The sequence below is a fragment of the Pseudomonas sp. FP1762 genome (genome assembly GCF_030687105.1).
GTDB classification, from domain to species: domain Bacteria; phylum Pseudomonadota; class Gammaproteobacteria; order Pseudomonadales; family Pseudomonadaceae; genus Aquipseudomonas; species Aquipseudomonas siliginis.
In genome coordinates this window covers 3,640,238-3,665,119 of the sequence record NZ_CP117458.1, presented here as the reverse complement: position 1 = coordinate 3,665,119, position 24,882 = coordinate 3,640,238, and the positions used below count along the sequence as shown (strand labels likewise).

Below are 24,882 nucleotides of genomic sequence, written 5' to 3'. Positions count from 1 at the left end.
CCACAATTCAGCTGGCCAGCCGACGAGGGGTCATCCATCAACTTGTTTCGCGGCGGGCGAGCCTATACTGTATATGCACACAGTAAAGAGTCCGTGCCATGCAAATCATCGACAAGCTCAGCATCCTCGCCGACGCCGCCAAGTACGACGCCTCCTGCGCCAGCAGTGGTGCGCCCAAGCGCAGCTCCGAGGGCAAGAGCGGGCTCGGTTCGACGGACGGCATGGGCATCTGTCACAGCTACACGCCGGACGGGCGCTGTGTGTCGTTGCTGAAAATCCTGCTGACCAATTTCTGCCTTTACGATTGCCAGTACTGCGTCAACCGCCGTTCCAGCGATGTGCCGCGTGCGCGCTTCACCCCGGAAGAAGTCGTGACGCTGACCATGGATTTCTACCGGCGCAACTGCGTCAGCGGCCTGTTTCTCAGCTCCGGGATCATTCGCTCGGCGGACTACACCATGGAGCAACTGGTGCGGGTGGCGAAGTTGCTCCGAGAAGAGCACGAATTTCGCGGCTACATCCATTTGAAGACCATTCCGGAAGCCGATCCGGCCTTGATCGAAGAAGCCGGGCGTTACGCCGACCGCCTCAGCGTCAACATCGAACTGCCCACCGATGCCAGTCTGCAGACGCTGGCGCCGGAGAAGGACATCACCTCGATCAAGCAAGCGATGAACACCATCTACACCGGCGTGCAAACAGTGTTGAACGAGCCGCGCTCGGCGAAATTCGCCCCGGCCGGGCAGAGCACGCAATTGATCGTCGGTGCCGATGACACCGACGACAGCACCATCCTCCACAGCGCCCAATCCTTGTACGGCAACTTCCGTTTGCGCCGGGTCTATTACTCGGCGTTCAGCCCGATCCCCGACAGCCCGAAAAGCGTACCGCTCGCCGCGCCGCCGCTGATGCGCGAGCACCGTTTGTATCAGGCTGATTTCCTCCTGCGCAGCTACGGCTACAGCGCTGACGAATTGCTTAAAGGCCCGGGCAATCTGGCGCTTGATATCGACCCGAAGCTGGCCTGGGCGCTGGAAAATCGCGAAGTGTTTCCGCTGGACCTGAACCGTGCCGACGCGACGTTGATCGCGCGCATCCCGGGCATTGGCTTGCGCACCACCGAGCGCCTGGTCGAGTTGCGTCGCCAGCGCCGCGTCCGTTACGAAGACGTGGCGCGGATGCGCTGCGTGCTGGCCAAGGCGAAGCCTTTCATCATCACCAGCGATTACCACCCGCAACAGGCGGAAGTCACCAGCCACATGCTCTATCAGCAATTGCGCGACCGACCGATGCCGCAGCAGATGGGGTTGTGGGGATGATCAGTCTTGATTGCGATGACCTGTTCGACACATGGCGTCAGCAGGCGCGCTGGTTGCTCAGCCATGAAATCGATCCGAGTCTGGTGAGCTGGGCGGCGGAAGGCGTTGGCGATCTGTTTGCCAGTGATGAGCACGTGCCCGAAGGGCCGGGGCCGTTTCAGGCGCGTATTCCCCGTGCGCTGCTCGCCACCCTTGAGCAAGCGGCGCGCTATCGCGGCGAACAGCGCTGGAGCCTGTTGTATGAAGTGCTCTGGCGCGTCAGTCACGGCGACCGCACGGCGATGATGGCGGGCGACAAGCTCGGCAGCGAATTGCAGCGGCGCATCAAGCAGGTCAGCCGCGAGGCCCATCATCTGCATGCATTCGTGCGTTTCATCGAGCGGTCGAAGGATCTGCCCGGTCCACAATACGTGGCGTGGCACGAGCCGGCGCATGACATTCTGCACAGCGCCAGCGAGCACTTTATCGGGCGCATGGGCCAGCATCGCTGGTTGATCGCCACACCGCGTGACGGCGTTTATTACGACGGTGAGCAATTGATTCACGAGCGGCAGTGCCCGATTGAGTGGCAGCAACTGGCGCAGAACGTCGACGATCCCCACGGCGATTTGTGGTTGACCTACTACAGCCACATCTTCAACCCGGCGCGGTTGAACCCGAAGGTCATGCAAGGGCATTTACCGGTGCGGTTCTGGAAGAATCTGCCGGAGGGTGAGTTGATACCGGGATTGATCACCCAGGCGCGGATGGGCAAGCAACAGAATGGGCAGGCGAGCGGGATTTCGGATCGGACGGGCAAGCGCATTGCCTCCAAAAATCAAAAGCAAACCCTCACCCCAGCCCTCTCCCGGAGGGAGAGGGAGCCGACCCAGGTGTTCTTGCGAACTCCATCGACCTGAATGGCCGAGGTGAACGCGATTTTTGAAAAGCACACAAGTCGGCTCCCTTTCCCCCTCGCCCCCTTGGGGGAGAGGGCTGGGGTGAGGGGGTGACGTTCTTCAATACGACACCAGAGCCCAGCCCTACAAAAAAGCCCCCCACCAATCACTCGGTGGAGGGCTTTGAGCATCAGCAGTCGTCAGATCAAACCTTGACGATCCAGCCCGCTGGCGCTTCGATGTCGCCGGTCTGCACGCCAGTCAGCTCTTTGTAGAGCTGCTGGGTTACCGGGCCTACCTCGGTTTCGCTATGGAACACATGCAGGTGGTCGTTGTAGCTGATGCCGCCAATCGGCGTGATCACCGCAGCGGTACCGCAGGCACCGGCTTCCTTGAAGTCCGACAGCTTGTCGATCAGCACGTCGCCTTCAACCACTTCCAGGCCCAGACGCGATTTGGCCAGTTCGATCAGCGACAGGCGGGTGATGCCTGGCAGGACCGATGGCGAGTTCGGGGTGACGAACTTGTTGTCGTGGGTGATCCCGAAGAAGTTGGCCGAACCGACTTCCTCGATCTTGGTGTGGGTCATCGGATCGAGGTAGATCGCGTCGGCGAAGTTGGCCTTCTTGGCTTTCGAGCCCGGCATCAGGCTGGCGGCGTAGTTGCCACCGACCTTGGCCGCACCGGTGCCTTGCGGGGCCGCGCGGTCGTAGCTGGAGATCTGGAAGTTGTGCGGGGTCAGGCCACCCTTGAAGTAGGCGCCGACCGGGATGCAGAAAATCGAGAAAATGAACTCGGGCGCAGTGCGCACGCCGATGTTGTCACCGACGCCGATCACGAACGGACGCAGGTACAGCGCGCCGCCAGTGCCGTAAGGCGGGATGAAACGCTCGTTGGCGCGGACCACGGCTTTGCAGGCTTCGATGAACTGCTCGGTGTCGACCGTCGGCATCAGCAGACGCGCGCAGCTGCGTTGCATGCGCAGGGCGTTCTGGTCCGGGCGGAACAGGTTGATCGAGCCGTCCTTGCAGCGATAGGCCTTCATGCCTTCGAAGCACTGCTGACCATAGTGAAGGGCGGTGGAGCCTTCGCTGATGTGCAGGACGTTATCTTCGGTCAGGGTGCCTTTGTCCCACTCGCCATCGCGAAAGTACGACAGATAGCGCTTGTCGGTCTTGATGTAGTCAAAACCCAGCTTGTCCCAATTGATGCTTTCGTTACCCATGACACCCTCTATCACTGAACAACCGCCGAAACGGTTCAAGGCTTCTGACGTTTTTTTGGATGGGCACAACAATACTTCATTCTTGAGCGGTTTCGCAGCCCGGACTATCGGATGACACTCAGATAAATAGTGTTGCCCTCAAGAATTCGCGAGCAGGCTCGCTCCCACAGGGGGAATGCATTTCAAGTGTGGGAGCGAGCCTGCTCGCGAAGGGGCCTACAGATGCAGCGCATGCCCCAGCGCCCGCAACGCCGCTTCCTGCACCGCTTCGCCCAAGGTTGGGTGCGCATGAATGGTGCCGCCGATGTCTTCCAGTCGCGCGCCCATTTCCAGGCTCTGCGCAAAAGCCGTCGACAGTTCGGAAACCCCAACGCCCACCGCTTGCCAACCGACAATCAGATGATTGTCGCGACGTGCGACCACGCGCACGAAGCCGCTTTTCGATTCCAGGGTCATCGCCCGGCCGTTGGCGGCGAACGGGAAGCTGGAAACGATGCAGTCCAGCCCCGCAGCCTTGGCCTCATCCGGAGTTTTGCCGACCACCACCAGTTCCGGGTCGGTAAAGCACACGGCGGCGATGGCGGTCGGGTTGAATTCGCGGCGCTTGCCACTGATCAGCTCGGCAACCATCTCGCCCTGGGCCATGGCGCGGTGGGCCAGCATCGGTTCGCCGCTCACATCGCCAATGGCGTAGACGTTGCGCATGCTGGTCTGGCAACGGCTGTCGATCCTGATCGCCGAACCGTTCATGTCCAGATTCAGCGCTTCGAGATTAAATCCCTGCGTATTGGGTTTGCGGCCGACGGCAACCAGTACCTGATCGGTTTCCAGATTGAGGGTTTCGCCTTCGGGATCGCGCACCTGCAACGTGCCGTCGAAACCGAGCACGCTGTGCTTGAGGTACAGTTTCACGCCCAGCTGCTTCAGCGCGTCGTGGACCGGTTGTGTCAGCTCCGCGTCATAGGCCGGCAGGATGCGGTCCTGTGCTTCGACCACGCTGACCTCGGCGCCGAGCTTGCGATAAGCGATGCCCAGCTCCAGACCGATGTAACCACCGCCGACCACCACCAGACGTTTCGGCACAGACGTCGGTGCCAGCGCTTCGGTGGAGGAAATGATCGGCCCGCCAATCGGCAGGATCGGCAGATTGACGCTGGTCGAACCGGTGGCCAGCACCAGATGTTCGCACTGGATGCGGGTATCGCCGACTTCCACGGTTTTGCCGTCGATGATTTTCGCCCAGCCATTGATGACCTGGACCTTGTTCTTCTTCAACAGCGCGGCAACGCCAGTGGTCAGGCGATCAACGATGCCATCCTTCCACTCGACGCTTTTGCTGATATCCAGGGTCGGCGCGGCAACGTTGATGCCCAACGCCGAATGCTGGCTGTGATGCTGCGTCTGGTGAAACTGCTCAGCCACATGAATCAGCGCTTTTGACGGAATGCAGCCGATATTCAGGCAGGTGCCGCCCAACGACTGGCCTTCGACCAAAATGGTCGGGATACCCAATTGCCCGGCGCGGATCGCCGTGACGTAACCGCCGGGGCCGCCGCCGATAATCAGCAGCGTGGTGTTCAAAGTCTGCATTCCATTACTCCACAAACAAGGTAGCGGGTTGTTCGAGCAAGCCACGGATGGCCTGAATGAAAAGCGCCGCATCCATGCCGTCGATCACGCGGTGATCGAAGGAGCTGGAGAGGTTCATCATCTTGCGGATCACCACTTGGCCTTTGACGACCATTGGCCGCTCGACAATTTTGTTCACGCCGACAATGGCCACTTCCGGCAGGTTCAGCACCGGCGTGCTGACAATGCCGCCCAATGCGCCGAGGCTGGTCAGAGTAATGGTCGAACCGGACAGCTCATCGCGGCTGGCCTTGCCATTGCGCGCGGCGTTGGCCAAACGCGAAATTTCCGCGGCGCTGTCCCACAGGCTGCGCGCTTCGGCGTGACGCACCACGGGCACCATCAGGCCGACATCGCTTTGCGTGGCGACGCCGACATGCACCGCACCGAGGCGGGTGATGACTTGCGCTTCGTCATCGTAACGGGCGTTCATCTGCGGGAAGTCGCGCAGGGCGACGACCAGCGCGCGAACAAGGAACGGCAACAAGGTCAACTTGCCACGGCTGGCGCCATGTTTTTCATTCAGATGCGCGCGCAGTTCTTCGATTGCGGTGACGTCGATTTCCTCGACATAACTGAAGTGCGCGGCACGCTGAGTAGCATCTTGCATGCGCTGAGCGATCTTGCGGCGCATGCCGATCACTTGAATCTGTTCTTCGTCGTGGCGCTGGGTATAAGCGGCAGCGGCCGGCGCCGAAGCGTTCGACTGACCTTGCGCCAGATAGGCTTCAAGGTCTTCGTGCAACACGCGACCGGCCGGGCCGGAACCGCGCACCAAGCGCAATTGAATGCCCAGATCCAGCGCATGTTTGCGCACGGCTGGCGAGGCTAGCGGGCGTTCATCCGCTTCGCGAGCGACCATCGGACCCTGGCAAACGGCAGCCGGACGTGGTGCGGCGGCTGCGGCGGGTTTGCTTTCGACAGCGGTCTCAACTTTCGGCGCAGCCGGTGCTTGTGTGACAGGCGCGGGTGCGGCGGACTCTTTAAGGTTGCCGGCACCTTCAACTTCAATGCTGATCAGCACACTGCCGACCGCCATCACTTCACCCGGCTGACCACCAAGGGCAATCACCTTGCCGTGTACCGGCGATGGAATATCGACCATCGCCTTGTCGGTCATCACATCCGCCAGCACCTGATCTTCAACCACCAGATCGCCAACCTTGACGTGCCACTGCGACAGTTCTACTTCTGCGATGCCTTCGCCGATGTCCGGCATCTTGATAACGTGCGTGCCCATTCAGACCTCCATGACCCGTTTCAACGCCGCGCCCACGCGGGACGGCCCTGGGAAATACGCCCACTCCTGCGCGTGCGGGTAGGGAGTGTCCCAACCGGTGACGCGTTCGATCGGCGCTTCCAGGTGATGGAAGCAGTGCTCTTGCACCAGCGATACCAGCTCGGCGCCGAAACCGCAGGTGCGGGTGGCTTCGTGTACCACCACGCAGCGGCCGGTTTTCTTCACCGACTTGACGATGGTTTCCAGGTCCAGCGGCCACAGGCTGCGCAGGTCGATGACTTCGGCATCGACGCCGGATTCTTCGGCAGCGACTTGCGAGACGTAGACGGTGGTGCCGTAGGTCAGCACGGTCACGTCCTTGCCCGGGCGAGTGATCGCGGCAACGTCCAGCGGCACGGTGTAGTAACCGTCCGGCACCTGGGCTTGCGGATGTTTCGACCACGGGGTTACCGGGCGGTCGTGATGGCCATCGAACGGGCCGTTGTACAGGCGTTTCGGCTCGAGGAAGATCACCGGGTCATCGTTTTCGATGGAGGCGATCAGCAAGCCTTTGGCGTCGTACGGGTTGGACGGCATCACCGTACGCAGACCGCAGACCTGAGTGAACATCGCCTCGATGCTCTGGCTGTGGGTCTGGCCGCCGTAGATGCCGCCGCCGCAAGGCATGCGCAGGGTCATCGGTGCGGTGAACTCGCCGGCCGAGCGATAACGCAGACGCGCCGCTTCGGAGATGATCTGGTCGGAGGCGGGGTAGACGTAGTCGGCGAACTGGATTTCGGCGACCGGGCGCAGTCCGTAAGCGCCCATGCCGACAGCCACGCCGACGATGCCGCTTTCCGAAATCGGCGCGTCGAACACCCGCGAGGTGCCGTACTTGGTCTGCAGGCCTTCGGTGCAGCGGAACACACCGCCGAAGTAACCGACGTCCTGGCCGAAGACGACGACGTTGTCATCACGCTCAAGCATCACATCCATGGCCGAGCGCAGGGCCTGGATCATGGTCATGGTGGTCGTGGTCATGGCGGTTTCCAACTGAATATTGTTGTTGTGATCGTTCATGTCAGATCCCCAACTGCTGACGCTGGCGCTTCAAGTGCTCCGGCATCTCTTTGTAGACGTCTTCGAACATGGTCGCGGCGCTTGGAATCTGGCCACCGGCGAGGGTGCCGTACTGTTCGGCCTGTTTCTGCGCGGCAATCACTTCGGCTTCGAGTTCAGTGCTGACGGCGCTGTGCTCTTCCTCCGACCAGTGGCCAACCTTGATCAGGTGCTGTTTCAGACGCGCGATCGGATCGCCGAGCGGGAAGTGGCTCCAGTCATCGGCAGGGCGGTATTTTGATGGGTCGTCGGAGGTCGAGTGCGGGCCGGCGCGGTAGGTGACCCATTCGATCATGGTCGGGCCGAGATTGCGCCGGGCGCGTTCGGCAGCCCAGGCGGAAGCAGCGTAGACCGCGTAGAAATCGTTGCCATCGACACGCAGCGAGGCGATGCCGCAACCGACGCCGCGTCCGGCGAAAGTCGTGGCTTCACCGCCGGCTATGGCCTGGAAGGTGGAAATCGCCCACTGGTTATTCACGACATTGAGGATCACCGGCGCCCGATAAACGTGGGCGAAGGTGAGGGCGGTGTGGAAGTCCGATTCGGCGGTGGCGCCATCGCCGATCCACGCCGAGGCGATTTTGGTGTCGCCCTTGATCGCCGAGGCCATGCCCCAGCCGACGCCCTGAATGAATTGGGTGGCGAGGTTGCCGGAAATGGTGAAGAAGCCGGCGTCCTTGACCGAGTACATGATCGGCAACTGGCGGCCCTTGAGCGGATCGCGCTCGTTGGACAGCAACTGGCAGATCAGGTCCACCAGCGGCACATCACGGGCCATCAAGATGCTTTGCTGGCGGTAGGTCGGGAAGCACATGTCGTCGATGTTCAGCGCCAGAGCCTGGGCGCTGCCGATGGCTTCTTCGCCAAGGCTCTGCATGTAGAACGACATCTTTTTCTGCCGCTGGGCGACGACCATGCGGTTGTCGTAGATGCGCGTCTTGAGCATCGCGCGCATGCCTTTGCGCAGGATCTCGACCGGCACGTTTTCGGCCCACGGGCCGAGGGCGTTGCCCTGATCGTCAAGCACGCGAATCAGGCCACGGGCGAGGTCGGCGGTATCGGCAGGTTCTACATCGACAGGGGGTTTGCGCACCGTACCGGCATCGGTCAAATGCAGGTAGGAAAAATCGGTTTTGCAGCCGGGACGGCCCGAGGGTTCAGGGACGTGCAGGCGCAGCGGTTCATACGCTTGGGTCATGGCTTCTACGCTCGATCTTGTGAATTTCTTGTAGTGAGCTGGCAGTCATTCCCGGGTAGGGGAAATCTTGTCCTACAACAATCATAGGCGTGGGCAAGAAGAATATTTCTCTGTGTTTCGTTGCGCTGGCGACCATTTGCAGATAGAAATTCTGCATAAACATAAAAAACAGGTGGTTTTGTCTCATGCGCAAACTGGACCGTACCGACATCGGCATTCTCAACAGCCTTCAGGAGAATGCGCGCATCACCAACGCCGACCTCGCCCGTTCGGTGAACCTGTCGCCGACGCCGTGCTTCAACCGGGTCAAGGCCATGGAAGAATTGGGCCTGATTCGCGAGCAGGTCACGCTGCTGGATGCCGATCTGCTGGGGCTGCATGTGAATGTGTTCATTCACGTCAGCCTGGAAAAGCAGGTGGAGGAAGCGCTGCAGCACTTCGAGGAGGCGATTTCTGATCGGCCGGAGGTGATGGAGTGCTATCTGATGGCCGGCGACCCGGATTATCTGATCCGTGTGCTGGTGCCGAGCATTCAGTCGCTGGAACGCTTCATGATGGATTTTCTGACCAAGGTGCCGGGGGTGGCGAACATCCGCTCCAGCTTTGCGCTCAAGCAGGTGCGTTATAAGACCGCGTTGCCGTTGCCTGCGAACGGTTTGACGTTGGGGACGTGAAGATCAAAACATCGCAGCCACGGCAGCTCCATTCGCCGATCGTTCCCACGCTCCGCGTGGGAATGCATCCCGTGACCCTCTGCGTCACTTCTTGAGGCGGAACGCGGAGCGTCCCTGGCGGCATTCCTTTGCTGCGCGTGGGAACGATCAGTTGGCTCCGCGCCTGAATCAGCGCGGTCAGAGTTTGTTCAGCGGGATCTTCAGGTAAACCACGCCGTTGTCCTCAGGCGCCGGCATATTCCCCGCCCGTACATTCACCTGAATCGCCGGCAGCAGCAACGTCGGCATGCCTAACCCAGCGTCACGTGTCGTGCGCATCTCCACGAACGCCGCTTCATCGATCCCGTCATGCACATGAATATTGCTTTTGCGCTGTTCGCCGACAGTGGTCTGGCACTGCGAGGCGCGGCCCTCGGGCGGGTAATCGTGGCAAACGTAAAGCTTCACGCTCGCCGGAAAAGCCAACAGCTTCTGGATCGACTTGAACAATTGCTGCGCATTGCCGCCAGGGAAATCACAGCGCGCGGTGCCGACATCGGGCATGAACAGCGTGTCACCAACCAGGATCTGCTCGCCGTCGACCAGGTAGGCCATGTCCGCTGGCGTATGGCCGGGGACGTGCAGGGCGGTGGCCTTGAGGTTGCCGATCATGAATGACTCGTTCGGCGCGAACAGGTGATCGAACTGCGAGCCATCGACGCAAAATTCCGGCTCCAGATTGAACAGCGCCTTGAACACATTCTGCACTTTGCTGATCGATTCACCGATGGCGATCTTGCCGCCCAGTTCACGACGCAGGTACGGCGCGGCGGAGAGGTGATCGGCGTGGGCGTGGGTTTCCAGCAGCCATTGCACTTGCAGCCGATGCGCACGCACGAAGGCGATGATCTTGTCCGCTTGCGCGGTGCCGGTGCGCCCGGCAGCGCCGTCGTAATCGAGCACCGGGTCGACGATCGCGCACTGGCCGCCGTCGGCTTCGTAGACCACGTAGCTGTAGGTCGAGGAGGCGGGGTCGAGGAACGCTTCAATCAGGGCGGGCATGGCGAAAACCTGTGCTGGGTAATTTCGGGTTGCAACACTTTATGTAAAAACATAATGTTCGCAGCTTAAGTGACCTTCAAGGCCTCGTGCAAATGCAATCCAGTCTGACCGAATGTGAAGTCGCCCAACTGCGCGCCTCGGCGTCCAAAGCCTGCGCGTTGCTCAAAGCCCTGGCCAATGAGGATCGCCTGTTGATCCTCTGTCAACTGACCCAGGGCGAACGCAACGTCGGCGAACTGGAAAAAATGACCGGCGTACGCCAGCCGACGCTGTCCCAGCAACTGGGCATCTTGCGCGATGAAGGCCTGGTCGCGACCCGCCGCGAAGGCAAATACATTTTCTATGGCCTGGCCAGTCACGAAGTGATCCAGGTGATGAAAACCCTCTCGGGGCTGTATTGCGGAGCGGTACTCAAGAGCTGGGAACAGCCATAAATGCCAGCCCTCACAAACATCTCCTGTGGGAGCGAGCCTGCTCGCGAAGGCGGCGTGTCAGCCGACGAATAGTTGACTGAGCCACCGCTTTCGCGAGCAGGCTCGCTCCCACATTGGTTGTTGTGGTGAGCCAATAAATCCTTGCGTGCAGCAAAAGGAACAAGCAATGAACGATCAACACTGGGGCCTATCCATCAGTGCGGACATCGTGGTCATCGGCGGTGGCACGGCCGGCATCGGTTTTGTCGCCAGCCTGCTCAAGCGTGACCCGCAGCTCAAAGTCACCGTGATCGAACCGAGTTCACAGCACTACTATCAACCGGCGTGGACGCTGGTCGGCGGTGGCGCGTTTGACGTGAAGGACACGGTCAGGCCGATGAGCAAAGTCATGCCGCGTCAGGCGACGTGGATTCAGGCCAGTGTCAGCGCTATCGACCCGCAAAGCCGCCAACTCACCCTCGACGACCAGCGCACCGTCAGATATCAGAACCTGATCGTCTGCCCCGGCCTGCGCCTGGCCTGGGAGAAAATCGAAGGCTTGCGGGAAAGCCTCGGTCAGCACGGCGTCACCTCCAACTACAGCTATCAACACGCCCAGTACACCTGGGATCAAGTGCAGAAACTGCGCGATGGCCGGGCGCTGTTCACCCAGCCGGCGATGCCGATCAAATGCGCCGGCGCGCCGCAAAAAGCCCTGTACCTGTCTTGCGATTACTGGCGCAAATCCGCCGTGCTGAAAGACATCAAGGTTGAATTCAATCTCGCTGGCGCTGCGCTGTTTGGCGTGCCGACCTTCGTGCCGCCGTTGATGAAGTACATCGAACAGTACGACGCGCAACTGGCGTTCAACTCGAATCTGGTCAAAGTCGACGGCCCGGCGAAAACCGCCTGGTTTGACGTCAAGGACGCCGATGGCAATGTCAGCCGGGTCGCGAAAACCTTCGACCTGCTGCACGTCGTGCCGCCACAAGTCGCGCCGGATTTCATCGCACAGAGTCCGCTGGCCGATGCCGGCGGTTGGTGCGAGGTCGATCCGCACAGCCTGCAGCATCCGCGTTATCCAGACGTGTTCGCACTGGGCGATATCTGCGGCACCAGCAATGCGAAAACTGCCGCAGCGGTGCGCAAGCAGGTGGTCGTCGTTGCGCAAAATCTGCTGGCCGCGCGCAAACAACAGCCGCTGCCGCTCAAGTACGACGGCTACGGTTCCTGCCCGCTGACGGTGGAGAAGGGCAAGGTGATCCTCGCCGAGTTCGGCTATGGCGGCAAACTGCTGCCGACCTTCCCGCTGGACCCGACCGTGGCCCGCCGTTCGGCATGGTGGCTGAAGGCGACGTTGCTGCCGTGGTTCTACTGGCACGGCATGCTCAAGGGCCGCGAGTGGCTGACGCGTCTGTCCAGGGTCGACTGAGAAAACTCCTATGTTGCTGGCAAGTCTGTTTGGCGTGGTGATGGGGCTGGTGCTTGGCCTGACCGGCGCGGGCGGCGGGATTCTCGCAGTGCCGGCGCTGGTGCTCGGGCTCGGCTGGACGATGACGCAAGCGGCGCCGGTGGCCTTGTTTGCGGTCGGCAGCGCGGCAGCGGTCGGGGCGATCGATGGTTTGCGCCATGGCCTGGTGCGTTACCGCGCGGCGCTGTTGATCGCCGCGTTGGGTGCGGTGTTTTCGCCGCTGGGGATCTACTTCGCGCATCAGTTGCCGGAAAAGATTCTGATGATGCTGTTCAGTCTGCTGATGGTCCTGGTCGCCTGGCGAATGTTCAGAAAGGACCGTCAGCAAGCGGGGCCGAGCGATCACGGCCACGCCAGTTGGGGCCAGAAAAACTGCATGCTCAACGAGCAGACCGGGCGCTTCGACTGGACCGCCAAATGCACCGCCACCCTTGCTGCACTGGGCGCGATTACCGGCGTGGTTTCGGGTTTACTTGGCGTCGGCGGCGGCTTTCTGATTGTGCCGGCGTTCAAGCAACTGACCGATGTGCAGATGCGCGGCATCGTTGCGACGTCGTTGATGGTGATCAGTCTGATTTCCGCGATCGGGGTGATCGGCGCGTTTCATGCGGGTGTGCGTATCGACAGTCAGGGTGCGGCGTTCATTGTCGCCAGCATCGTTGGCATGATCGTCGGTCGCAGGCTGTGCGCGCAGGTGCCGGCGCGGGCGTTGCAGGTGGGGTTTGCCAGTGTCTGTCTGGTGGTGGCGGGGTACATGCTGGTGCGGGCGTGAAGATCAACAGATCACAGCCTCGTTGCACTCGACAGCTCCTACAGGGGTATGCGATTCCTGCAGGAGCTGCGATCTTTTCAGCGGGTTACAACACCAGGTGCGGCAGCCACAGCGAAATCGCCGGCACGTAGGTCACCAGCAGCAGCACCAGGAACAGCACGCCATAGAACGGCAGCAGCGCTTTTACGGTGCTTTCGATACTGACCTTGCCCACCGCCGAGCCGACGAAGAGCACAGCGCCCACCGGCGGTGTTATCAATCCGATCCCCAGGTTGACCAGCATGATCATGCCGAACTGCACCGGATCGACACCGATGCCCATGATCACTGGCATCAGGATCGGCGTGAGGATCAGGATCAGCGGCGCCATGTCCATCACCGTGCCCAACAGCAGCAACATCACGTTGATGCACATCAGGATCACGTAGCGGTTGTCCGACAGGGTCAGGAACAGCGTGGTGATCTTCGCCGGGATCTGCATCAGGGTCATGATGTAGCCGAAGCTGGCGGCGAAACCGATCAGGATCATCACAATGGAGATGGTGCGCACCGTGCGGTGCATCAGCTTGGGCAGCTCGCTCCATTTGTAGTCGCGGTAGATGAACATGGTCACGAAGAATGACCACAGCACCGCGATGGCCGCCGATTCAGTGGCGGTGAAAATACCCGAGAGAATGCCGCCGAGGATGATCACCATCGCCATCATGCCCCACAGGGCTTCGCCGACGATCTTCAGCGCCTGGCGCATCGGAATCACTTCGCCCTTGGGGTAGTTGCGCTTTTTCGCGAAGATCAGGCACAGCACCATCAGGCAGGCGCTCATCAGCAGGCCCGGGACGATGCCGGCCATGAACAGCGAAGCGATCGACACCGTACCGCCTGCAGCCAGGGAGTAGAGCACCGAGTTATGGCTTGGCGGAGTCAGCAGGGCTTGCACCGAACCGCTGACGGTCACGGCGGTGGAGAAGTCCCGTGGATAGCCCTTGCGTTCCATTTCCGGGATCAGCACCGAGCCTACCGACGCGGTGTCGGCCACCGAAGAACCGGAGATCGCGCCGAAGAACGTCGAGGCAACGATGTTGACCAGCGACAGGCCACCGCGGACGAATCCCACCAGCACCCCGGCACACGCCACCAACCGCCGTGACATGCCGCCCTCGGCCATGATCGCACCGGCGAGGACGAAGAACGGAATGGCCAGCAGCGAGAATTTGTTCACCCCCGAGGCGACCTGGATCATCACCGCCTGGAACGGGATGTCGATCCACCACGCGCCGATCAGCGCGGCGGCGCCCAACGCGTAGGCGACCGGCATGCCGATCAGGATCAATACGATAAAACTGCCCAGCAGAATCAGAGCGTCCATTAAGCGGCACCTTCACTTTCTTCAACCAGGTCGAACTGCACGACCCGCCGTTTGCTCTGGTCACCGAGCAAGAGTTTTTCCAGAACAAAAATGAGCGTCAGCAGGCCGCCCACGGGGATCGGCAGATAGGTCACGCCAACGCGCAGATCGGGCAGGGCGGCCATGAACTGGTTCCAGGTGGAGATGCACAGCTTGGTGCCCCAGATGGTCATGAAGATGCAGATTGCCGCCATCAGCAGTTGCGAAAAAATCGCTGCTGCGGATTTCAGCTGCGGTGGCATGCGGTCGGTGAGCATGGCCACGGCCATGTGCGCACCGGCGCGGTAACTGGCGGCGGCGCCGATGAAGGTGAACACCATCATCAGCAGGATCGCCGTCGGCTCTGGCCAGCTCGAACCGGTGCCGAGCACGTAGCGGGCGAAGACGCCCCAGGGAATCATCAGGGAAATCGCCAGGACGGAAAGGCCGGCGACCCAGATGCACGTCATGTAGATCTTGTCGTTGATACGCAGCAGCAGATTCTTCATCGGGTTCCACCGTAACCGGGCGCGCCTGAACCGCTGGCGCGCCGGGCCTTTTTCATGAGTACGGAGCGGGAGGTGTTACTGAACGGCTTCGATCTTTTTGATCAGATCTGCGTACTTCGCACCGTACTTTTCACGTACCGGAGCGGTGGCGTCGTAGAAGGGTTTCTTGTCAACGGTGATGAACTCGACGCCGGCGGCCTTGAGTTTTTCTTCACTGGCGGCGGACTTCTTGTCCCACAACACGCGTTCTTCAGCCTGGGCAGCTTTGGCCGCCGTTTTCACCATCTTCTGTTGATCCGGAGTGAGTCTTTCCCAGGTGATTTTCGACATCACGATCGGCTCTGGCAGGATCAGGTGACCGGTCAGGCTGTAGAACTTGGCGTTCTGGAAGTGGTTGTGTTCGAGCAGGGTCGGCGGGTTGTTTTCCGCGCCGTCGATCACGCCGGTCTGCAGGGCGCTGAAGATTTCCCCGGTGTCCATGGCGATACCGTTACCGCCCATGGCGTTCATCATGTCGATGAACATCGGGTTGCCTTGTACGCGGATTTTCATGCCCTTGAGGTCTTCGAGCTTGCGCACCGGTTTCTTGGTGTAGATGTTGCGCGTGCCGCCGTCCATCCACGCCAGGGCCACCAATTTGAATTCGGAGTTGGTGATCTTGTCGAGAATCTCATCGCCCACCGGGCCATCGATGACGTTACGCATGTGTTGCTGGTCGCGGAAAATGAACGGCATGTTGAACACGTTCACATCCGGCACCACGGGGCCGACGATACCCAGGCTGACCCGGGACATCTGTATCGCGCCGACTTGCATCTGCTCGATGACTTCCTTCTCGGAACCGAGCACTCCGCCCGGGAAGTACTGGAAGGTCAGCTCGCCGTTGGTTTCCTTTTCAAGCGTTTTGCCCATGCTCTTTTCGGCCACCACAGTTGGGTAACCGTCTGGATGAATATCAGCGAATTTGAGTTTCATATCTGCCTGAGCGCCACCAGCAAAGGTGAACATCAGCGGGAGTGCAGCGGCGAGCAAGGTGCGTTTGAAGTTCATGAGGGGTGAGTCTCCAGTCTTGTTATTTTTGTGTTCAAGGCGCAGCGGTGCAGCAGAGGGTTTAAAGCAAATCGTTGAATTGCGGTTCGGCGAGGCCCTTGACGCCTGGCTTCAGGGCGAACACGCCGCCGGCCAGGGATTGCGGGTCGTGGTCATCGCCGGGGCGAATCGAGGCGACAAACAAGGTATCCAGGTTGCTGCCGCCGAAAGCGCACATGGTCGGTTTCTTCACCGGTACTTCCAGCGAGAAATCCAGTCGGCCATCCGGGGCGAAGCGGTGGATCAGGCCGGCGTCGTTGGCGCAGATCCAGTAACAGCCTTCGGCATCCACGGCAGCGCCATCGGGGCGGCCGGGGAAATGATTCATGTCGACGAAGACTCGGCGATTCGATGGCGTGCCGGTCTCGGTGTCGTAATCGAAGGCCCAGATCAGTTGCACGTTGGGGTGCGAATCCGACAGGTACATGGTTTTGCCGTCGGGGCTGAAGGCGAGGCCGTTGGGTACGATGAAGCCATCCAGCTGCGCTTCGATCACGCCAGTCTGCCCGGCGCCGTAGCGATAGAGCCGGCCTTCAGGCGCGTTCTGGCCCATATTCAGCACCATGCTGCCCGCCCAGAAACGACCTTGGCGATCACAGCGACCGTCGTTGAGGCGCATGTCCGCGCGGCTGTGCCCGACGGTGGCGAGCAATTCGCTGTCGAGGCTGCCGTCGCTGTGCGGGTGCAGGCGATAGAAACCGCTTTCCATGCCGGCGACCCAGCCGCCACTGCGGTGGCGGGTGATGCAGGCGAGCATTTGCGGGGCTTTCCACGAGGCGACGTGCCCGGTGTCAGCGCTCCAGCGTTGCAGCCCGCCGTTGGGGATGTCGACCCAGTACAGAGCGTTTTCCTGCGGCACCCAGACCGGGCTTTCACCGACCGCGTTGCGGGCGTCGACGATCAATTCGGCTTGCATACTCATTCCCTTGGTTTTTATTGGAGGGGGATCAAGTCGAGCGATCAATCGCCAAACGGGCCTGCTGCGACGAAGGCGCCGCCCTGATAGATCCGCGCCGGATCATCGTCGGCTGGCATCGGTTGCGCTTCGACCTTGTCGCGGAAGATTTCCGAGGTGTCATTGGCTTCGAAACCGAGGTGGCTGGCGTAGCGGTTGTCCCACCAGACGTCTTTGTTGGCGGACATGCCGTAGACCACGGTGTGGCCGACATTTGGTGTGTACAGCGAGCGTTCGAGCAGTTGCGTGAGGTCGTCGAAGCTCAGCCAGGTGTGCATCATCCGGCGGTTCTGCGGTTCGGGGAACGAGGAGCCGATGCGGATGCTGACGGTTTCGATGCCGTAGCGATCGAAGTAGAAACTGGCCATGTCTTCGCCGTAGGACTTGGACAAGCCGTAGTAACCATCGGGACGACGCGCCGAAGTGGCGTCGAGCTGTTGGTCCTGTTTGTAGAAACCGATGACGTGGTTGGAACTGGCGAAGATCACCCGTTTCACACCGTGCTTGCGTGCCGCTTCGTAAATGTGGAACACGCCGCAGATGTTGGCGCCGAGGATTTCTTCGAACGGGCGCTCAACCGAAACGCCGCCGAAATGCAGGATCGCATCGACGCCTTCGACCAGTTGATGCACGGCTTGCTTGTCGGCGAGATCGCAGAGCACGACTTCTTCGTGGTCATCGACGGCCGGGGCGAGGGCGGCGATGTCGGACAGGCGCAGCACATTGGCGTAAGGGCGCAGGCGTTCGCGCAGGACTTTGCCCAAGCCTCCGGCGGCACCGGTCAGCAGCAGGCGATTGAAAGGAGCGCGGGGGGTAGAAATAGACGTCATGGCAATCCCTGAACACATTGTTATTAGGTTTGTTGTAGGTTGTCGTATGACTGCGCTGAAGTATCGGTAGGGTTTCCGGATCTTGTCAACGCGACTTTTGGTGTAGATGACGGAAGGGCGCGATTCATTTTCTCAAGACCCGATACCTGCCTTGCAATGCAATCCCCTTGTGGGAGCGAGCCTGCTCGCGAAGGCGGTGTGCCAGTCAAAACAAGTCGACTGGTCCGGCGCTTTCGCGAGCAGGCTCGCTCCCACAGGGCAAAACACCAACCGTTACAACAACGAAATCGGATAGCTGATAAAAATCCGGTTCTCGTCAAATTCGTTGGTGCTGAAGTCCCGGCGAATGGTCGCGTTGCGCCATTTCACGTTGAGGTTCTTCAGCGGGCCGCTCTGCACGGTGTAGGCCAGTTCCGATTCGCGGCCCCATTCCTTGCCGTCGTTGGTGGTGGCGGTGTGTACGTTATCGCCGCTGATATAGCGGTTCATCAGGGTCAGGCCAGGCACGCCCAGCGCAACGAAGTTGTAGTCGTGACGCACCTGCCAGGAGCGCTCTTTGGCGTTGTCATAACTGGCGTTGTAACTGTCGTTGGCCAGGGTGCCGCCGCTGGTGCCGTTGACGCGCATCCAGGCATCGTCGCCGGTGAGTTTCTGCAGGCCGACGTAGAAGGTGTTGCCACCATATTTCGCCGAGAGCAGGGCGAACGCGGTCTTGTTGTCGAGGTCGCCGGCCTGAGCGCTGCCGTCTTCCTTGCCGGTGAAGAAACCGAGGTTAGCGCCCAGCGTCCAGTCGCCCATCGGCTGGCTGTGGCTGAGGTTGAAATACTGCTGCTGATAGATGTCGGTGAGCTCGGCGTACCACACGCCGACCATCGTGCGTTTTTCGTTGAAGCTGTATTCGCCGCCGCCGAAGTTGAAGCGATCGGAGGTGAATGCACCGCGGCCGTTCATCGACATGTCTTCCATGCTCGCGTCGTTGCGCGGGCTGTTGCCACGGAACTGGCCGCCGTAAACGGTCAGGCCGTTGATCTCGGTGGACGTGATCTGGCCGCCGCGAAAGGTCTGCGGCAGGGAGCGGCCGTCGTCGGAGCGCAGGATCGGCAATACCGGCATCCATTCGCCGACCTTCAATTCGGTCTTCGAGACTTTGGCTTTCAGCGCCACGCCGAGGCGACCGAAATTGTCGGCCGGGCGACCGTCATCATGAATCGGCAACAGTTGCGTGCCGCCAGTGCCTTTGCCGCCATCAAGCTTTTGCGAATACAACCCGAGCATATCGAGGCCGAAGCCGACGGTGCCTTGGGTGAAGCCGGATTTGGCGTCGAGAATGAAGCTCTGCGTCCACTCTTCAGCCTTGCCCTGCGGATAGGCCGGGTTGACGAAGTTGCGGTTGAAGTAGGCGTTGCGCAGGTTCAGCGTAGCTTTGCTGTCGTCGAGAAAGCCTTCGGCATCAGCGCTCATGGGCAAGGCCAGAGCGAGGCTGCTGCAACCGATCAGGCTGAGGGTCGAACGCGGCTTGAAATGGGCAAAACGTGAAGGGCGGACGGAATTGCGGGCGAGTGGGCTCACTGTGACGCTCCCTGGATCGTTTGTTGTTTTTATTATTTGTCATACGTCGTCGTACAACATCGATGCGGATATTTCCCAGATTTTCAGGGATTGTCAACTGGGAGTTATACGATGACCTCCCATGCGACGCCGAACCCATGTGGGAGCGAGCCTGCTCGCGAATGCGGACTTTCAATCAATGAAGTTGTCGACTGACACAGCGCTTTCGCGAGCAGGCTCGCTCCCACAGGGTTCCTTGGTGTCTGTCGAGTCGTGTGTTGCCCGTGAAATTGCGGCAAACTTCCTTCACCCCCAGCACCAGGCCGATTCATGGATAAATACGCCCCGCGCAACTGGCAACCCCACGAAAAGCCCAGCCTGCCCGGTTCTCCGTCGACACCGCTGCACTCCACGCCCAAGCGCCTGGCGTACGCGGCGGTTGGCGTGCTGGTGGCGGTGACTGGTGGGTTGGGCAACTCGCTGGTGGTTGCCAACCTGCCTTACCTGCAAGGCTCGCTCGGCGCGACCACGGCGGAGATGGCCTGGCTGCCGGCGGCGTATGTGATGACCAACGTGTCGATGAACCTGCTGCTGGTGAAGTTTCGCCAGCAGTTCGGTTTGCGCGCGTTCACCGAGGTGTTTCTGGTGCTGTATGCACTGGTGACCTTCGGCCATTTGTTCGTCAACGATCTCAACTCGGCAGTGGCGGTGCGAGCGGCGCACGGCATGGTCGGTGCGGCGCTGAGCTCGCTGGGTCTGTATTACATGGTCCAGGCGTTCCCGGCGAAGTGGCGGCTCAAAGCGTTGGTACTCGGCCTCGGCACGTCGCAATTGGCGTTGCCGCTGGCGCGGCTGTTCTCCGAAGACCTGTTGCAGATCGCCGAATGGCGCGGCCTCTATCTGTTCGAATTGGGCATGGCCCTGCTGTCACTCGGCTGTGTGTTGCTGCTGAAGTTGCCGCCCGGTGACCGCTTCAAGACCTTCGAAAAACTCGACTTCCTGACCTTCGCCATCCTCGCCACCGGTGTGGCGTTGTTGTGCGCGGTGCTGTCGCTGGGGCGCATCGACTGGTGGCTGGAGGCGGACTGGATCGGCGTGGCGCTGGCCTGTTCGATCGCGCTGATCATTATGGGCCTGGCCATTGAGCACAATCGCAGCAACCCGATGTTGATGACCCGCTGGCTGGGCAGCGGAACGATGATTCGCCTGGCGCTGGCGGTGACCCTGATTCGCATGGTCACCTCGGAGCAATCCACCGGCGCCGTGGGGTTCATGCAGAACCTGAACATGGGCTATGAGCAGTTGCACAGTCTGTATGTGGTGATGCTGATCGGCAGTATCGCCGGGCTTGCCACCAGCGCGTTGACCATCGACCCCAAACACTTGCTGATGCCGTTGATCATCTCGCTGGCGCTGATGGCCACCGGTTCGGTGATGGACAGTTTTTCCAACAACCTGACACGCCCGCAAAATCTCTACTTCAGCCAGTTCCTGCTGGCGTTCGGCAGTACGTTTTTTCTCGGCCCGACCATGGTCTTCGGCACGCGCAACGTGCTGACCAATCCGCGCAACCTGGTGAGTTTTTCCGTGCTGTTCGGGATCTGCAATAACCTCGGCGGGCTGCTCGGCGCGGCGTTGCTTGGCACTTTTCAGATCGTGCGGGAGAAGTACCATTCCAGCCACATCGTCGATCATCTGGTGATGTCCGATCCGTTGGTGGCGGCGCGGGTGCAGAGCGGCGGCTCAGCCTACGGCGGTTTGCTGGCGGACCCGAGCCTGCGCAATCTGGCCGGCATGCGCAGCCTCGCCAATGCGGCGACACGCGAAGCGAACGTGCTGGCCTATAACGATGTCTTCATGCTGATCGCGGTCATTGCCGTCCTGACCATGATCTGGCTTTCGATTCGCGCGTTGTGGCTGATGAGCACCACCAAAGCCATTGAACCGACACCTTCCGTACCACCCAGCGGTGCCACTTCTTCATGACCGAACCGACCACCACAACCACCAATGCCATCGCCGCCACGCCTGAAGGGGAAGCGCCGCCATCGTCGCCGAACACTGCGCCGCGTTCGCTGCGGGTGCGGATCATATCTTCGCTGGGCTTTGCCGCAATCGCCATCGTCGGTGTCCTGATCGTGCTGTATGCGTGGCAACTGCCGCCGTTCAGCAGTGCGGTCGAAACCACCGAAAACGCCTTGGTGCGCGGGCAGGTGACGATCATCGGCCCGCAGCTCAGCGGCTATGTGTTCGAGGTGCCGGTGCAGGACTTCCAGTACGTCAAGGCCGGGGATCTGCTGGTGCGTCTGGACGACCGCATTTATCAGCAACGCCTCGACCAGTCCCTGGCACAACTGGCGGTGCAGAAGGCCGGGCTGGCCAACGTCGTGCAGCAACGCAACAGCGCTGAAGCGACGATCAAATTGCGCCAGGCAGTGCTCGCCGACAGCCAGGCGCAGTTGCGCAAGAGCGAGGCCGATCTGCGGCGTAATCAGGAACTGGTGCGCGACGGCTCGGTGTCCAAACGCGAGTTCGACGTGACCCTCGCTGCCAATGCGCAGAGCACGGCATCTGTGGCGCAGGCCAAGGCCAATCTGGAAATCGCCCGGCAGGATCTGCAAACGGTCATCGTCAATCGCGGCTCCCTGGAAGCCGCCGTGGCCAGTGCTGAAGCAGCGGTGCAACTGGCGCGGATCGATCTGTCGAACACGCGGATTGTCGCCCCGCGCGACGGCCAGCTCGGGCAGATCGGCGTGCGCTTGGGGGCCTACGTCAACTCCGGCGCGCAGTTGATGGCGCTGGTCCCGGACCAGAAATGGGTGATCGCCAACATGAAGGAAACCCAGATGGCCAACGTACGTGTCGGGCAACCGGTGCGCTTCACCGTCGACGCCTTGAACCACCGCAGATTCACCGGCCATGTGCAGCATATTTCGCCGGGCACCGGTTCGGAATTTGCCTTGCTGCAGGCCGACAACGCCACCGGCAACTTCGTCAAGATCGCCCAGCGGGTGCCGGTGCGCATCACTATCGATCCCGATCAGCAGGAAGCAGAACGCTTGCGGCCGGGGATGTCAGTTGTTGTCAGCATCGACACCGCCGCCGGCGACACCCAACCCCACTGATCAATGCATAACCCTGTGGGAGCGAGCCTGCTCGCGAAAGCGTCGTATCAGTAACATTTCTTTATCTGACACACCGCTTTCGCGAGCAGGCTCGCTCCCACAGGATTAGTGCTCACGGGGCTCTATTCATTCGGGCGAGGGGGTGACCCGGCAACTTTTGCGGTTGCGAATCTGCTCGTCGCTGGGCCTCTCGCGGACGAATTCGAAACGCGGTTCGCCTTCGCTGTAATGCACCAGCCAGCCCCATTCCAGTTCGCTTTCGTCCTGTCCGGGATGTGGTGGCCGGGCCCACCAGGGTTCTTTGCTGAGGATCTCGCGCATGGCAGCCTCCGGTTGATGGCAATCCCTGAACTATAGCTTCCTGTCGCGAGTCGTCAGCACAGGCTGTGTAGAATCGGCGCGATCATGACGAACAAGGGGGCAGGGCAATGATTGATGGGGTGCGCAAGGATGAACCTGCAAAGCGGCTGTTCTTTGCCCTGGATTGCCCGCCGGCGCAGCGCAAGGCAATCGCCCAGTGGCGCGCGGAGCTGGGCCTGCGCAGCGGCAAACCGGTGCCGGCGGATAACTTTCATCTGACTCTGCTGTTCCTCGGTGCGGTGCCGTTGGCGCAGATTCACGGCGTCTGCGAAGCAGCGGGCAGTGTGCGTATTCCGGGCGAAACGTTGCGTATTGAGCTGGATCGCTTGCAGGTCTGGCATCGCGCCGGTGTGCTGTCGCTGGCGCCCGAGCAGGCACCGCCGGCGCTGTTGCGCCTGGTTTACGCGCTGGAGCAGGCGATGCTGCCGTTCGGTTTTGAACAACCCACCCACGAGTTCCGTCCGCACTTGACGCTGGCCCGCGAGTACCGCGCGCCGGAGCCGGAAGCGCGCACGCCGCCGGAGTTTTTCCTGCGCCCTGAACGCTTCGGCTTATTCGAATCGCACAAGGGCCGCTATCGAGTTGTGCAGGACTGGCCGCTGATCTGAACGGACAAAAAAAGGCGCCCGAAGGCGCCTGCAAATTCACCCGAGCCGAGGGAGCCGGGTGAGGCCGTTCAGAGCAGGGTGCAGCGGTGGTAAGGCGCTGCGTGAACGGAAAATTTTCAGCACTGCATTGCTTCATTGTGGGAGCGAGCCTGCTCGCGAAAGCGTCGGCACATCCAATATTTTCGTCGCCTGTCCCACCGCCTTCGCGAGCAGGCTCGCTCCCACATTTTGATCATCGGTGTTTTTATTTACCGAGCTTCACCCGCGTCCAGCCGCGCGTCATGATCCGCTGTGTGGCAATCGGCTGATCCGGCACTGCATACAAAGTCGCCATCACCGCTTGCGACGGATACGAGCCCGGTTCGTTGCGGATCGCTTCGTCCACCAGTGGCGTGGCCGCTGCGTTGGCGTTGCTGTAGCCGATGCTGTTGGTGACTTCGGCGATGATGTCCGGGCGCATCAGGAAATCCATGAACAGGTAGGCGTTGTCGACGTTCGCCGCATCACGGGGGATGGCGACCATGTCGTAGAAACTGCCGGCGCCTTCCTTGGGAATGCTGTAGTCGATCACCACGTTGTTGCCCGATTCCACCGCGCGGGCCTTGGCCTGCAGGACGTCGCCGGAGTAACCGACCGCCACGCAGATGTTGCCGTTAGCCAGATCGGAGATGTACTTCGAGGAATGGAAGTACGCCACGTAAGGGCGGATTTTCATGAACAGCGCTTCGGCTTCGGCGATGTGCGCCTTGTCCTTGTCGTTCACCGGATAGCCCAGGTAGTGCAGGGCGGCCGGGAGCATTTCGGTTGGCGAATCGAGGAAACTGATGCCACAGGCTTTGAGTTTTTCCGCGTTCTCCGGTTTGAACAGCAAGTCCCAGGAGTTGGTCGGGGCGTTGGCGCCGAGCACTTCCTTGACCTTCGCCGGGTTGAAACCGATGCCGATCGAGCCCCACATGTACGGGAACGCATGCGCGTTGTCCGGATCACTGGCGGAAGCGTTTTTCAGCAATACCGGGTTAAGATTCTTCCAGTTCGGCAGCTTCGACTTGTCCAGCGGCTGGTAGACGCCGGCTTTGATCTGCTTGGCCAGAAAACTGTTCGACGGCACGACGATGTCATAGCCGGATTTGCCCGCGAGCAGGCGCGCTTCCAGAGTTTCGTTGCTGTCGAAGACGTCGTAGGTCACGCGAATGCCGGTCTCGTCTTCGAATTTCTTCACGGTGTCCGGCGCGATGTAATCGGACCAGTTGTAAACACGCAGCACCTTGTCGTTGGCCTGGGCGCCCATGACCATCGCGCCCATTAAGGACAGTGTCAGCAGAGTCCTGCCAAACATTTTCATCGGTACAACTCCCTTCTTCTTATTCAAAAACACAAAAGCTCGGTGCACTTGAACCTTGTGGCGAGGGGATTTATCCCCGCTCGGCTGCGTAGCAGTCGCAAAACCTGAATACGGAGTCTTCAGGTAGAACTGCAGGGGCCGCTTCGCAGCCCAACGGGGATAAATCCCCTCGCC

23 protein-coding genes are annotated in these 24,882 nt (G+C 60.7%); 9 read left to right on the top strand and 14 right to left on the bottom strand.

Annotated elements, in window-relative coordinates:
* Positions 1 to 98: 98 nt before the first annotated feature.
* Together PSH90_RS16235 and PSH90_RS16230 are read left to right on the top strand one after the other, a co-directional pair.
* The gene (locus PSH90_RS16235; RefSeq protein WP_305381034.1) at positions 99 to 1,319 is read left to right on the top strand and encodes a putative DNA modification/repair radical SAM protein; all 1,221 of its coding nucleotides are present in this window, start codon (positions 99 to 101) and stop codon (positions 1,317 to 1,319) included.
* Positions 1,316 to 2,218, top strand: a complete 903-nt coding sequence (locus PSH90_RS16230; RefSeq protein ID WP_305381032.1) for a TIGR03915 family putative DNA repair protein — start codon at positions 1,316 to 1,318, stop codon at positions 2,216 to 2,218. Before PSH90_RS16235 ends, PSH90_RS16230 begins: the two co-directional genes overlap by 4 nt.
* A gap of 184 nt (positions 2,219 to 2,402) precedes the next feature.
* Here the strand turns inward: PSH90_RS16230 and PSH90_RS16225 are convergent, their stop codons facing one another.
* From PSH90_RS16225 to PSH90_RS16205, 5 genes are all read right to left on the bottom strand, one after another.
* Positions 2,403 to 3,422 (bottom strand): branched-chain amino acid aminotransferase, encoded by a 1,020-nt coding sequence (locus PSH90_RS16225; protein WP_016775201.1) that lies wholly within the window; start codon positions 3,420 to 3,422, stop codon positions 2,403 to 2,405.
* A 216-nt stretch (positions 3,423 to 3,638) separates the two neighbouring features.
* Entirely contained in the window at positions 3,639 to 5,012 is a 1,374-nt protein-coding gene (gene lpdA / locus PSH90_RS16220; protein WP_305381031.1) for a dihydrolipoyl dehydrogenase, read from the bottom strand.
* 4 nt (positions 5,013 to 5,016) lie between these two features.
* Positions 5,017 to 6,291, bottom strand: coding sequence for a dihydrolipoamide acetyltransferase family protein (locus PSH90_RS16215; protein ID WP_305381030.1), 1,275 nt, complete (start codon positions 6,289 to 6,291; stop codon positions 5,017 to 5,019).
* Positions 6,292 to 7,350, bottom strand: a complete 1,059-nt coding sequence (locus PSH90_RS16210; protein WP_003224000.1) for an alpha-ketoacid dehydrogenase subunit beta — start codon at positions 7,348 to 7,350, stop codon at positions 6,292 to 6,294.
* Between the two features lies 1 nt (position 7,351).
* Entirely contained in the window at positions 7,352 to 8,587 is a 1,236-nt protein-coding gene (locus tag PSH90_RS16205; RefSeq protein ID WP_305381028.1) for a 3-methyl-2-oxobutanoate dehydrogenase (2-methylpropanoyl-transferring) subunit alpha, read from the bottom strand.
* Positions 8,588 to 8,772: 185 nt separating this feature from the next.
* Here PSH90_RS16205 and bkdR point away from each other — a divergent pair, with 185 nt between their 5' ends.
* Positions 8,773 to 9,261, top strand: a complete 489-nt coding sequence (bkdR, locus tag PSH90_RS16200) for a Bkd operon transcriptional regulator BkdR (protein ID WP_039762201.1) — start codon at positions 8,773 to 8,775, stop codon at positions 9,259 to 9,261.
* A 177-nt stretch (positions 9,262 to 9,438) separates the two neighbouring features.
* On the opposite strand, the gene PSH90_RS16195 is transcribed toward bkdR, so the two are convergent.
* The gene (locus tag PSH90_RS16195) at positions 9,439 to 10,302 is read right to left on the bottom strand and encodes an MBL fold metallo-hydrolase (protein ID WP_305381027.1); all 864 of its coding nucleotides are present in this window, start codon (positions 10,300 to 10,302) and stop codon (positions 9,439 to 9,441) included.
* Positions 10,303 to 10,394: 92 nt separating this feature from the next.
* On the opposite strand from PSH90_RS16195, the gene PSH90_RS16190 reads away from it, so the two are divergent.
* From PSH90_RS16190 to PSH90_RS16180, 3 genes are all read left to right on the top strand, one after another.
* Entirely contained in the window at positions 10,395 to 10,736 is a 342-nt protein-coding gene (locus tag PSH90_RS16190) for a helix-turn-helix transcriptional regulator (RefSeq protein ID WP_016775194.1), read from the top strand.
* A gap of 166 nt (positions 10,737 to 10,902) precedes the next feature.
* Positions 10,903 to 12,147 carry an FAD/NAD(P)-binding oxidoreductase gene (locus PSH90_RS16185; protein WP_305381025.1) on the top strand — a complete coding sequence of 415 codons (1,245 nt, stop codon included), beginning with the start codon at positions 10,903 to 10,905 and terminating at the stop codon, positions 12,145 to 12,147.
* 10 nt (positions 12,148 to 12,157) lie between these two features.
* Entirely contained in the window at positions 12,158 to 12,958 is an 801-nt protein-coding gene (locus tag PSH90_RS16180) for a sulfite exporter TauE/SafE family protein (protein ID WP_236168611.1), read from the top strand.
* A gap of 85 nt (positions 12,959 to 13,043) precedes the next feature.
* Here the strand turns inward: PSH90_RS16180 and PSH90_RS16175 are convergent, their stop codons facing one another.
* The 6 genes from PSH90_RS16175 to PSH90_RS16150 form a co-directional block, all read right to left on the bottom strand.
* Positions 13,044 to 14,324, bottom strand: a complete 1,281-nt coding sequence (locus PSH90_RS16175; RefSeq protein ID WP_016775191.1) for a TRAP transporter large permease — start codon at positions 14,322 to 14,324, stop codon at positions 13,044 to 13,046.
* Positions 14,324 to 14,851 carry a TRAP transporter small permease gene (locus PSH90_RS16170; protein ID WP_056789065.1) on the bottom strand — a complete coding sequence of 176 codons (528 nt, stop codon included), beginning with the start codon at positions 14,849 to 14,851 and terminating at the stop codon, positions 14,324 to 14,326. Before PSH90_RS16170 ends, PSH90_RS16175 begins: the two co-directional genes overlap by 1 nt.
* Positions 14,852 to 14,926: 75 nt before the next feature.
* Complete coding sequence (locus tag PSH90_RS16165; protein WP_150634991.1) at positions 14,927 to 15,901, bottom strand: TRAP transporter substrate-binding protein; 975 nt, start codon at positions 15,899 to 15,901, stop codon at positions 14,927 to 14,929.
* 61 nt (positions 15,902 to 15,962) lie between these two features.
* Positions 15,963 to 16,856 carry an SMP-30/gluconolactonase/LRE family protein gene (locus tag PSH90_RS16160; protein WP_305381024.1) on the bottom strand — a complete coding sequence of 298 codons (894 nt, stop codon included), beginning with the start codon at positions 16,854 to 16,856 and terminating at the stop codon, positions 15,963 to 15,965.
* Positions 16,857 to 16,900: 44 nt separating this feature from the next.
* Positions 16,901 to 17,725, bottom strand: coding sequence for an NAD(P)-dependent oxidoreductase (locus tag PSH90_RS16155; RefSeq protein WP_305381023.1), 825 nt, complete (start codon positions 17,723 to 17,725; stop codon positions 16,901 to 16,903).
* 273 nt (positions 17,726 to 17,998) lie between these two features.
* On the bottom strand, positions 17,999 to 19,294 hold the full coding sequence (locus PSH90_RS16150; protein ID WP_305381022.1) for an OprD family porin: 1,296 nt from the start codon (positions 19,292 to 19,294) through the stop codon (positions 17,999 to 18,001).
* Positions 19,295 to 19,603: 309 nt separating this feature from the next.
* Here PSH90_RS16150 and PSH90_RS16145 point away from each other — a divergent pair, with 309 nt between their 5' ends.
* Complete coding sequence (locus PSH90_RS16145) at positions 19,604 to 21,259, top strand: MFS transporter (protein ID WP_056789076.1); 1,656 nt, start codon at positions 19,604 to 19,606, stop codon at positions 21,257 to 21,259.
* Complete coding sequence (locus tag PSH90_RS16140; protein ID WP_041480937.1) at positions 21,256 to 22,398, top strand: HlyD family secretion protein; 1,143 nt, start codon at positions 21,256 to 21,258, stop codon at positions 22,396 to 22,398. Before PSH90_RS16145 ends, PSH90_RS16140 begins: the two co-directional genes overlap by 4 nt.
* Before the next feature lie 126 nt (positions 22,399 to 22,524).
* On the opposite strand, the gene PSH90_RS16135 is transcribed toward PSH90_RS16140, so the two are convergent.
* The gene (locus PSH90_RS16135) at positions 22,525 to 22,719 is read right to left on the bottom strand and encodes a hypothetical protein (RefSeq protein ID WP_024013337.1); all 195 of its coding nucleotides are present in this window, start codon (positions 22,717 to 22,719) and stop codon (positions 22,525 to 22,527) included.
* A 107-nt stretch (positions 22,720 to 22,826) separates the two neighbouring features.
* Here PSH90_RS16135 and thpR point away from each other — a divergent pair, with 107 nt between their 5' ends.
* Positions 22,827 to 23,366, top strand: a complete 540-nt coding sequence (thpR, locus tag PSH90_RS16130; RefSeq protein ID WP_305381020.1) for an RNA 2',3'-cyclic phosphodiesterase — start codon at positions 22,827 to 22,829, stop codon at positions 23,364 to 23,366.
* A gap of 244 nt (positions 23,367 to 23,610) precedes the next feature.
* Here thpR and PSH90_RS16125 read toward each other — a convergent pair whose 3' ends face one another.
* Complete coding sequence (locus PSH90_RS16125) at positions 23,611 to 24,708, bottom strand: polyamine ABC transporter substrate-binding protein (RefSeq protein ID WP_024013335.1); 1,098 nt, start codon at positions 24,706 to 24,708, stop codon at positions 23,611 to 23,613.
* Positions 24,709 to 24,882 lie beyond the last annotated feature (174 nt).

Bases quoted from the DNA above. Each gene is read 5' to 3' on its own strand.
- PSH90_RS16235 (WP_305381034.1), top strand. From the start codon at position 99: ATGCAAATCATCGACAAGCTCAGCATCCTCGCCGACGCCGCCAAGTAC.
- PSH90_RS16230 (WP_305381032.1), top strand. From the start codon at position 1,316: ATGATCAGTCTTGATTGCGATGACCTGTTCGACACATGGCGTCAGCAG.
- PSH90_RS16225 (WP_016775201.1), bottom strand. From the start codon at position 3,422: ATGGGTAACGAAAGCATCAATTGGGACAAGCTGGGTTTTGACTACATC.
- lpdA (WP_305381031.1), bottom strand. From the start codon at position 5,012: ATGCAGACTTTGAACACCACGCTGCTGATTATCGGCGGCGGCCCCGGC.
- PSH90_RS16215 (WP_305381030.1), bottom strand. From the start codon at position 6,291: ATGGGCACGCACGTTATCAAGATGCCGGACATCGGCGAAGGCATCGCA.
- PSH90_RS16210 (WP_003224000.1), bottom strand. From the start codon at position 7,350: ATGAACGATCACAACAACAATATTCAGTTGGAAACCGCCATGACCACG.
- PSH90_RS16205 (WP_305381028.1), bottom strand. From the start codon at position 8,587: ATGACCCAAGCGTATGAACCGCTGCGCCTGCACGTCCCTGAACCCTCG.
- bkdR (WP_039762201.1), top strand. From the start codon at position 8,773: ATGCGCAAACTGGACCGTACCGACATCGGCATTCTCAACAGCCTTCAG.
- PSH90_RS16195 (WP_305381027.1), bottom strand. From the start codon at position 10,302: ATGCCCGCCCTGATTGAAGCGTTCCTCGACCCCGCCTCCTCGACCTAC.
- PSH90_RS16190 (WP_016775194.1), top strand. From the start codon at position 10,395: ATGCAATCCAGTCTGACCGAATGTGAAGTCGCCCAACTGCGCGCCTCG.
- PSH90_RS16185 (WP_305381025.1), top strand. From the start codon at position 10,903: ATGAACGATCAACACTGGGGCCTATCCATCAGTGCGGACATCGTGGTC.
- PSH90_RS16180 (WP_236168611.1), top strand. From the start codon at position 12,158: ATGTTGCTGGCAAGTCTGTTTGGCGTGGTGATGGGGCTGGTGCTTGGC.
- PSH90_RS16175 (WP_016775191.1), bottom strand. From the start codon at position 14,324: ATGGACGCTCTGATTCTGCTGGGCAGTTTTATCGTATTGATCCTGATC.
- PSH90_RS16170 (WP_056789065.1), bottom strand. From the start codon at position 14,851: ATGAAGAATCTGCTGCTGCGTATCAACGACAAGATCTACATGACGTGC.
- PSH90_RS16165 (WP_150634991.1), bottom strand. From the start codon at position 15,901: ATGAACTTCAAACGCACCTTGCTCGCCGCTGCACTCCCGCTGATGTTC.
- PSH90_RS16160 (WP_305381024.1), bottom strand. From the start codon at position 16,856: ATGCAAGCCGAATTGATCGTCGACGCCCGCAACGCGGTCGGTGAAAGC.
- PSH90_RS16155 (WP_305381023.1), bottom strand. From the start codon at position 17,725: ATGACGTCTATTTCTACCCCCCGCGCTCCTTTCAATCGCCTGCTGCTG.
- PSH90_RS16145 (WP_056789076.1), top strand. From the start codon at position 19,604: ATGGATAAATACGCCCCGCGCAACTGGCAACCCCACGAAAAGCCCAGC.
- PSH90_RS16140 (WP_041480937.1), top strand. From the start codon at position 21,256: ATGACCGAACCGACCACCACAACCACCAATGCCATCGCCGCCACGCCT.
- PSH90_RS16135 (WP_024013337.1), bottom strand. From the start codon at position 22,719: ATGCGCGAGATCCTCAGCAAAGAACCCTGGTGGGCCCGGCCACCACAT.
- thpR (WP_305381020.1), top strand. From the start codon at position 22,827: ATGATTGATGGGGTGCGCAAGGATGAACCTGCAAAGCGGCTGTTCTTT.
- PSH90_RS16125 (WP_024013335.1), bottom strand. From the start codon at position 24,708: ATGAAAATGTTTGGCAGGACTCTGCTGACACTGTCCTTAATGGGCGCG.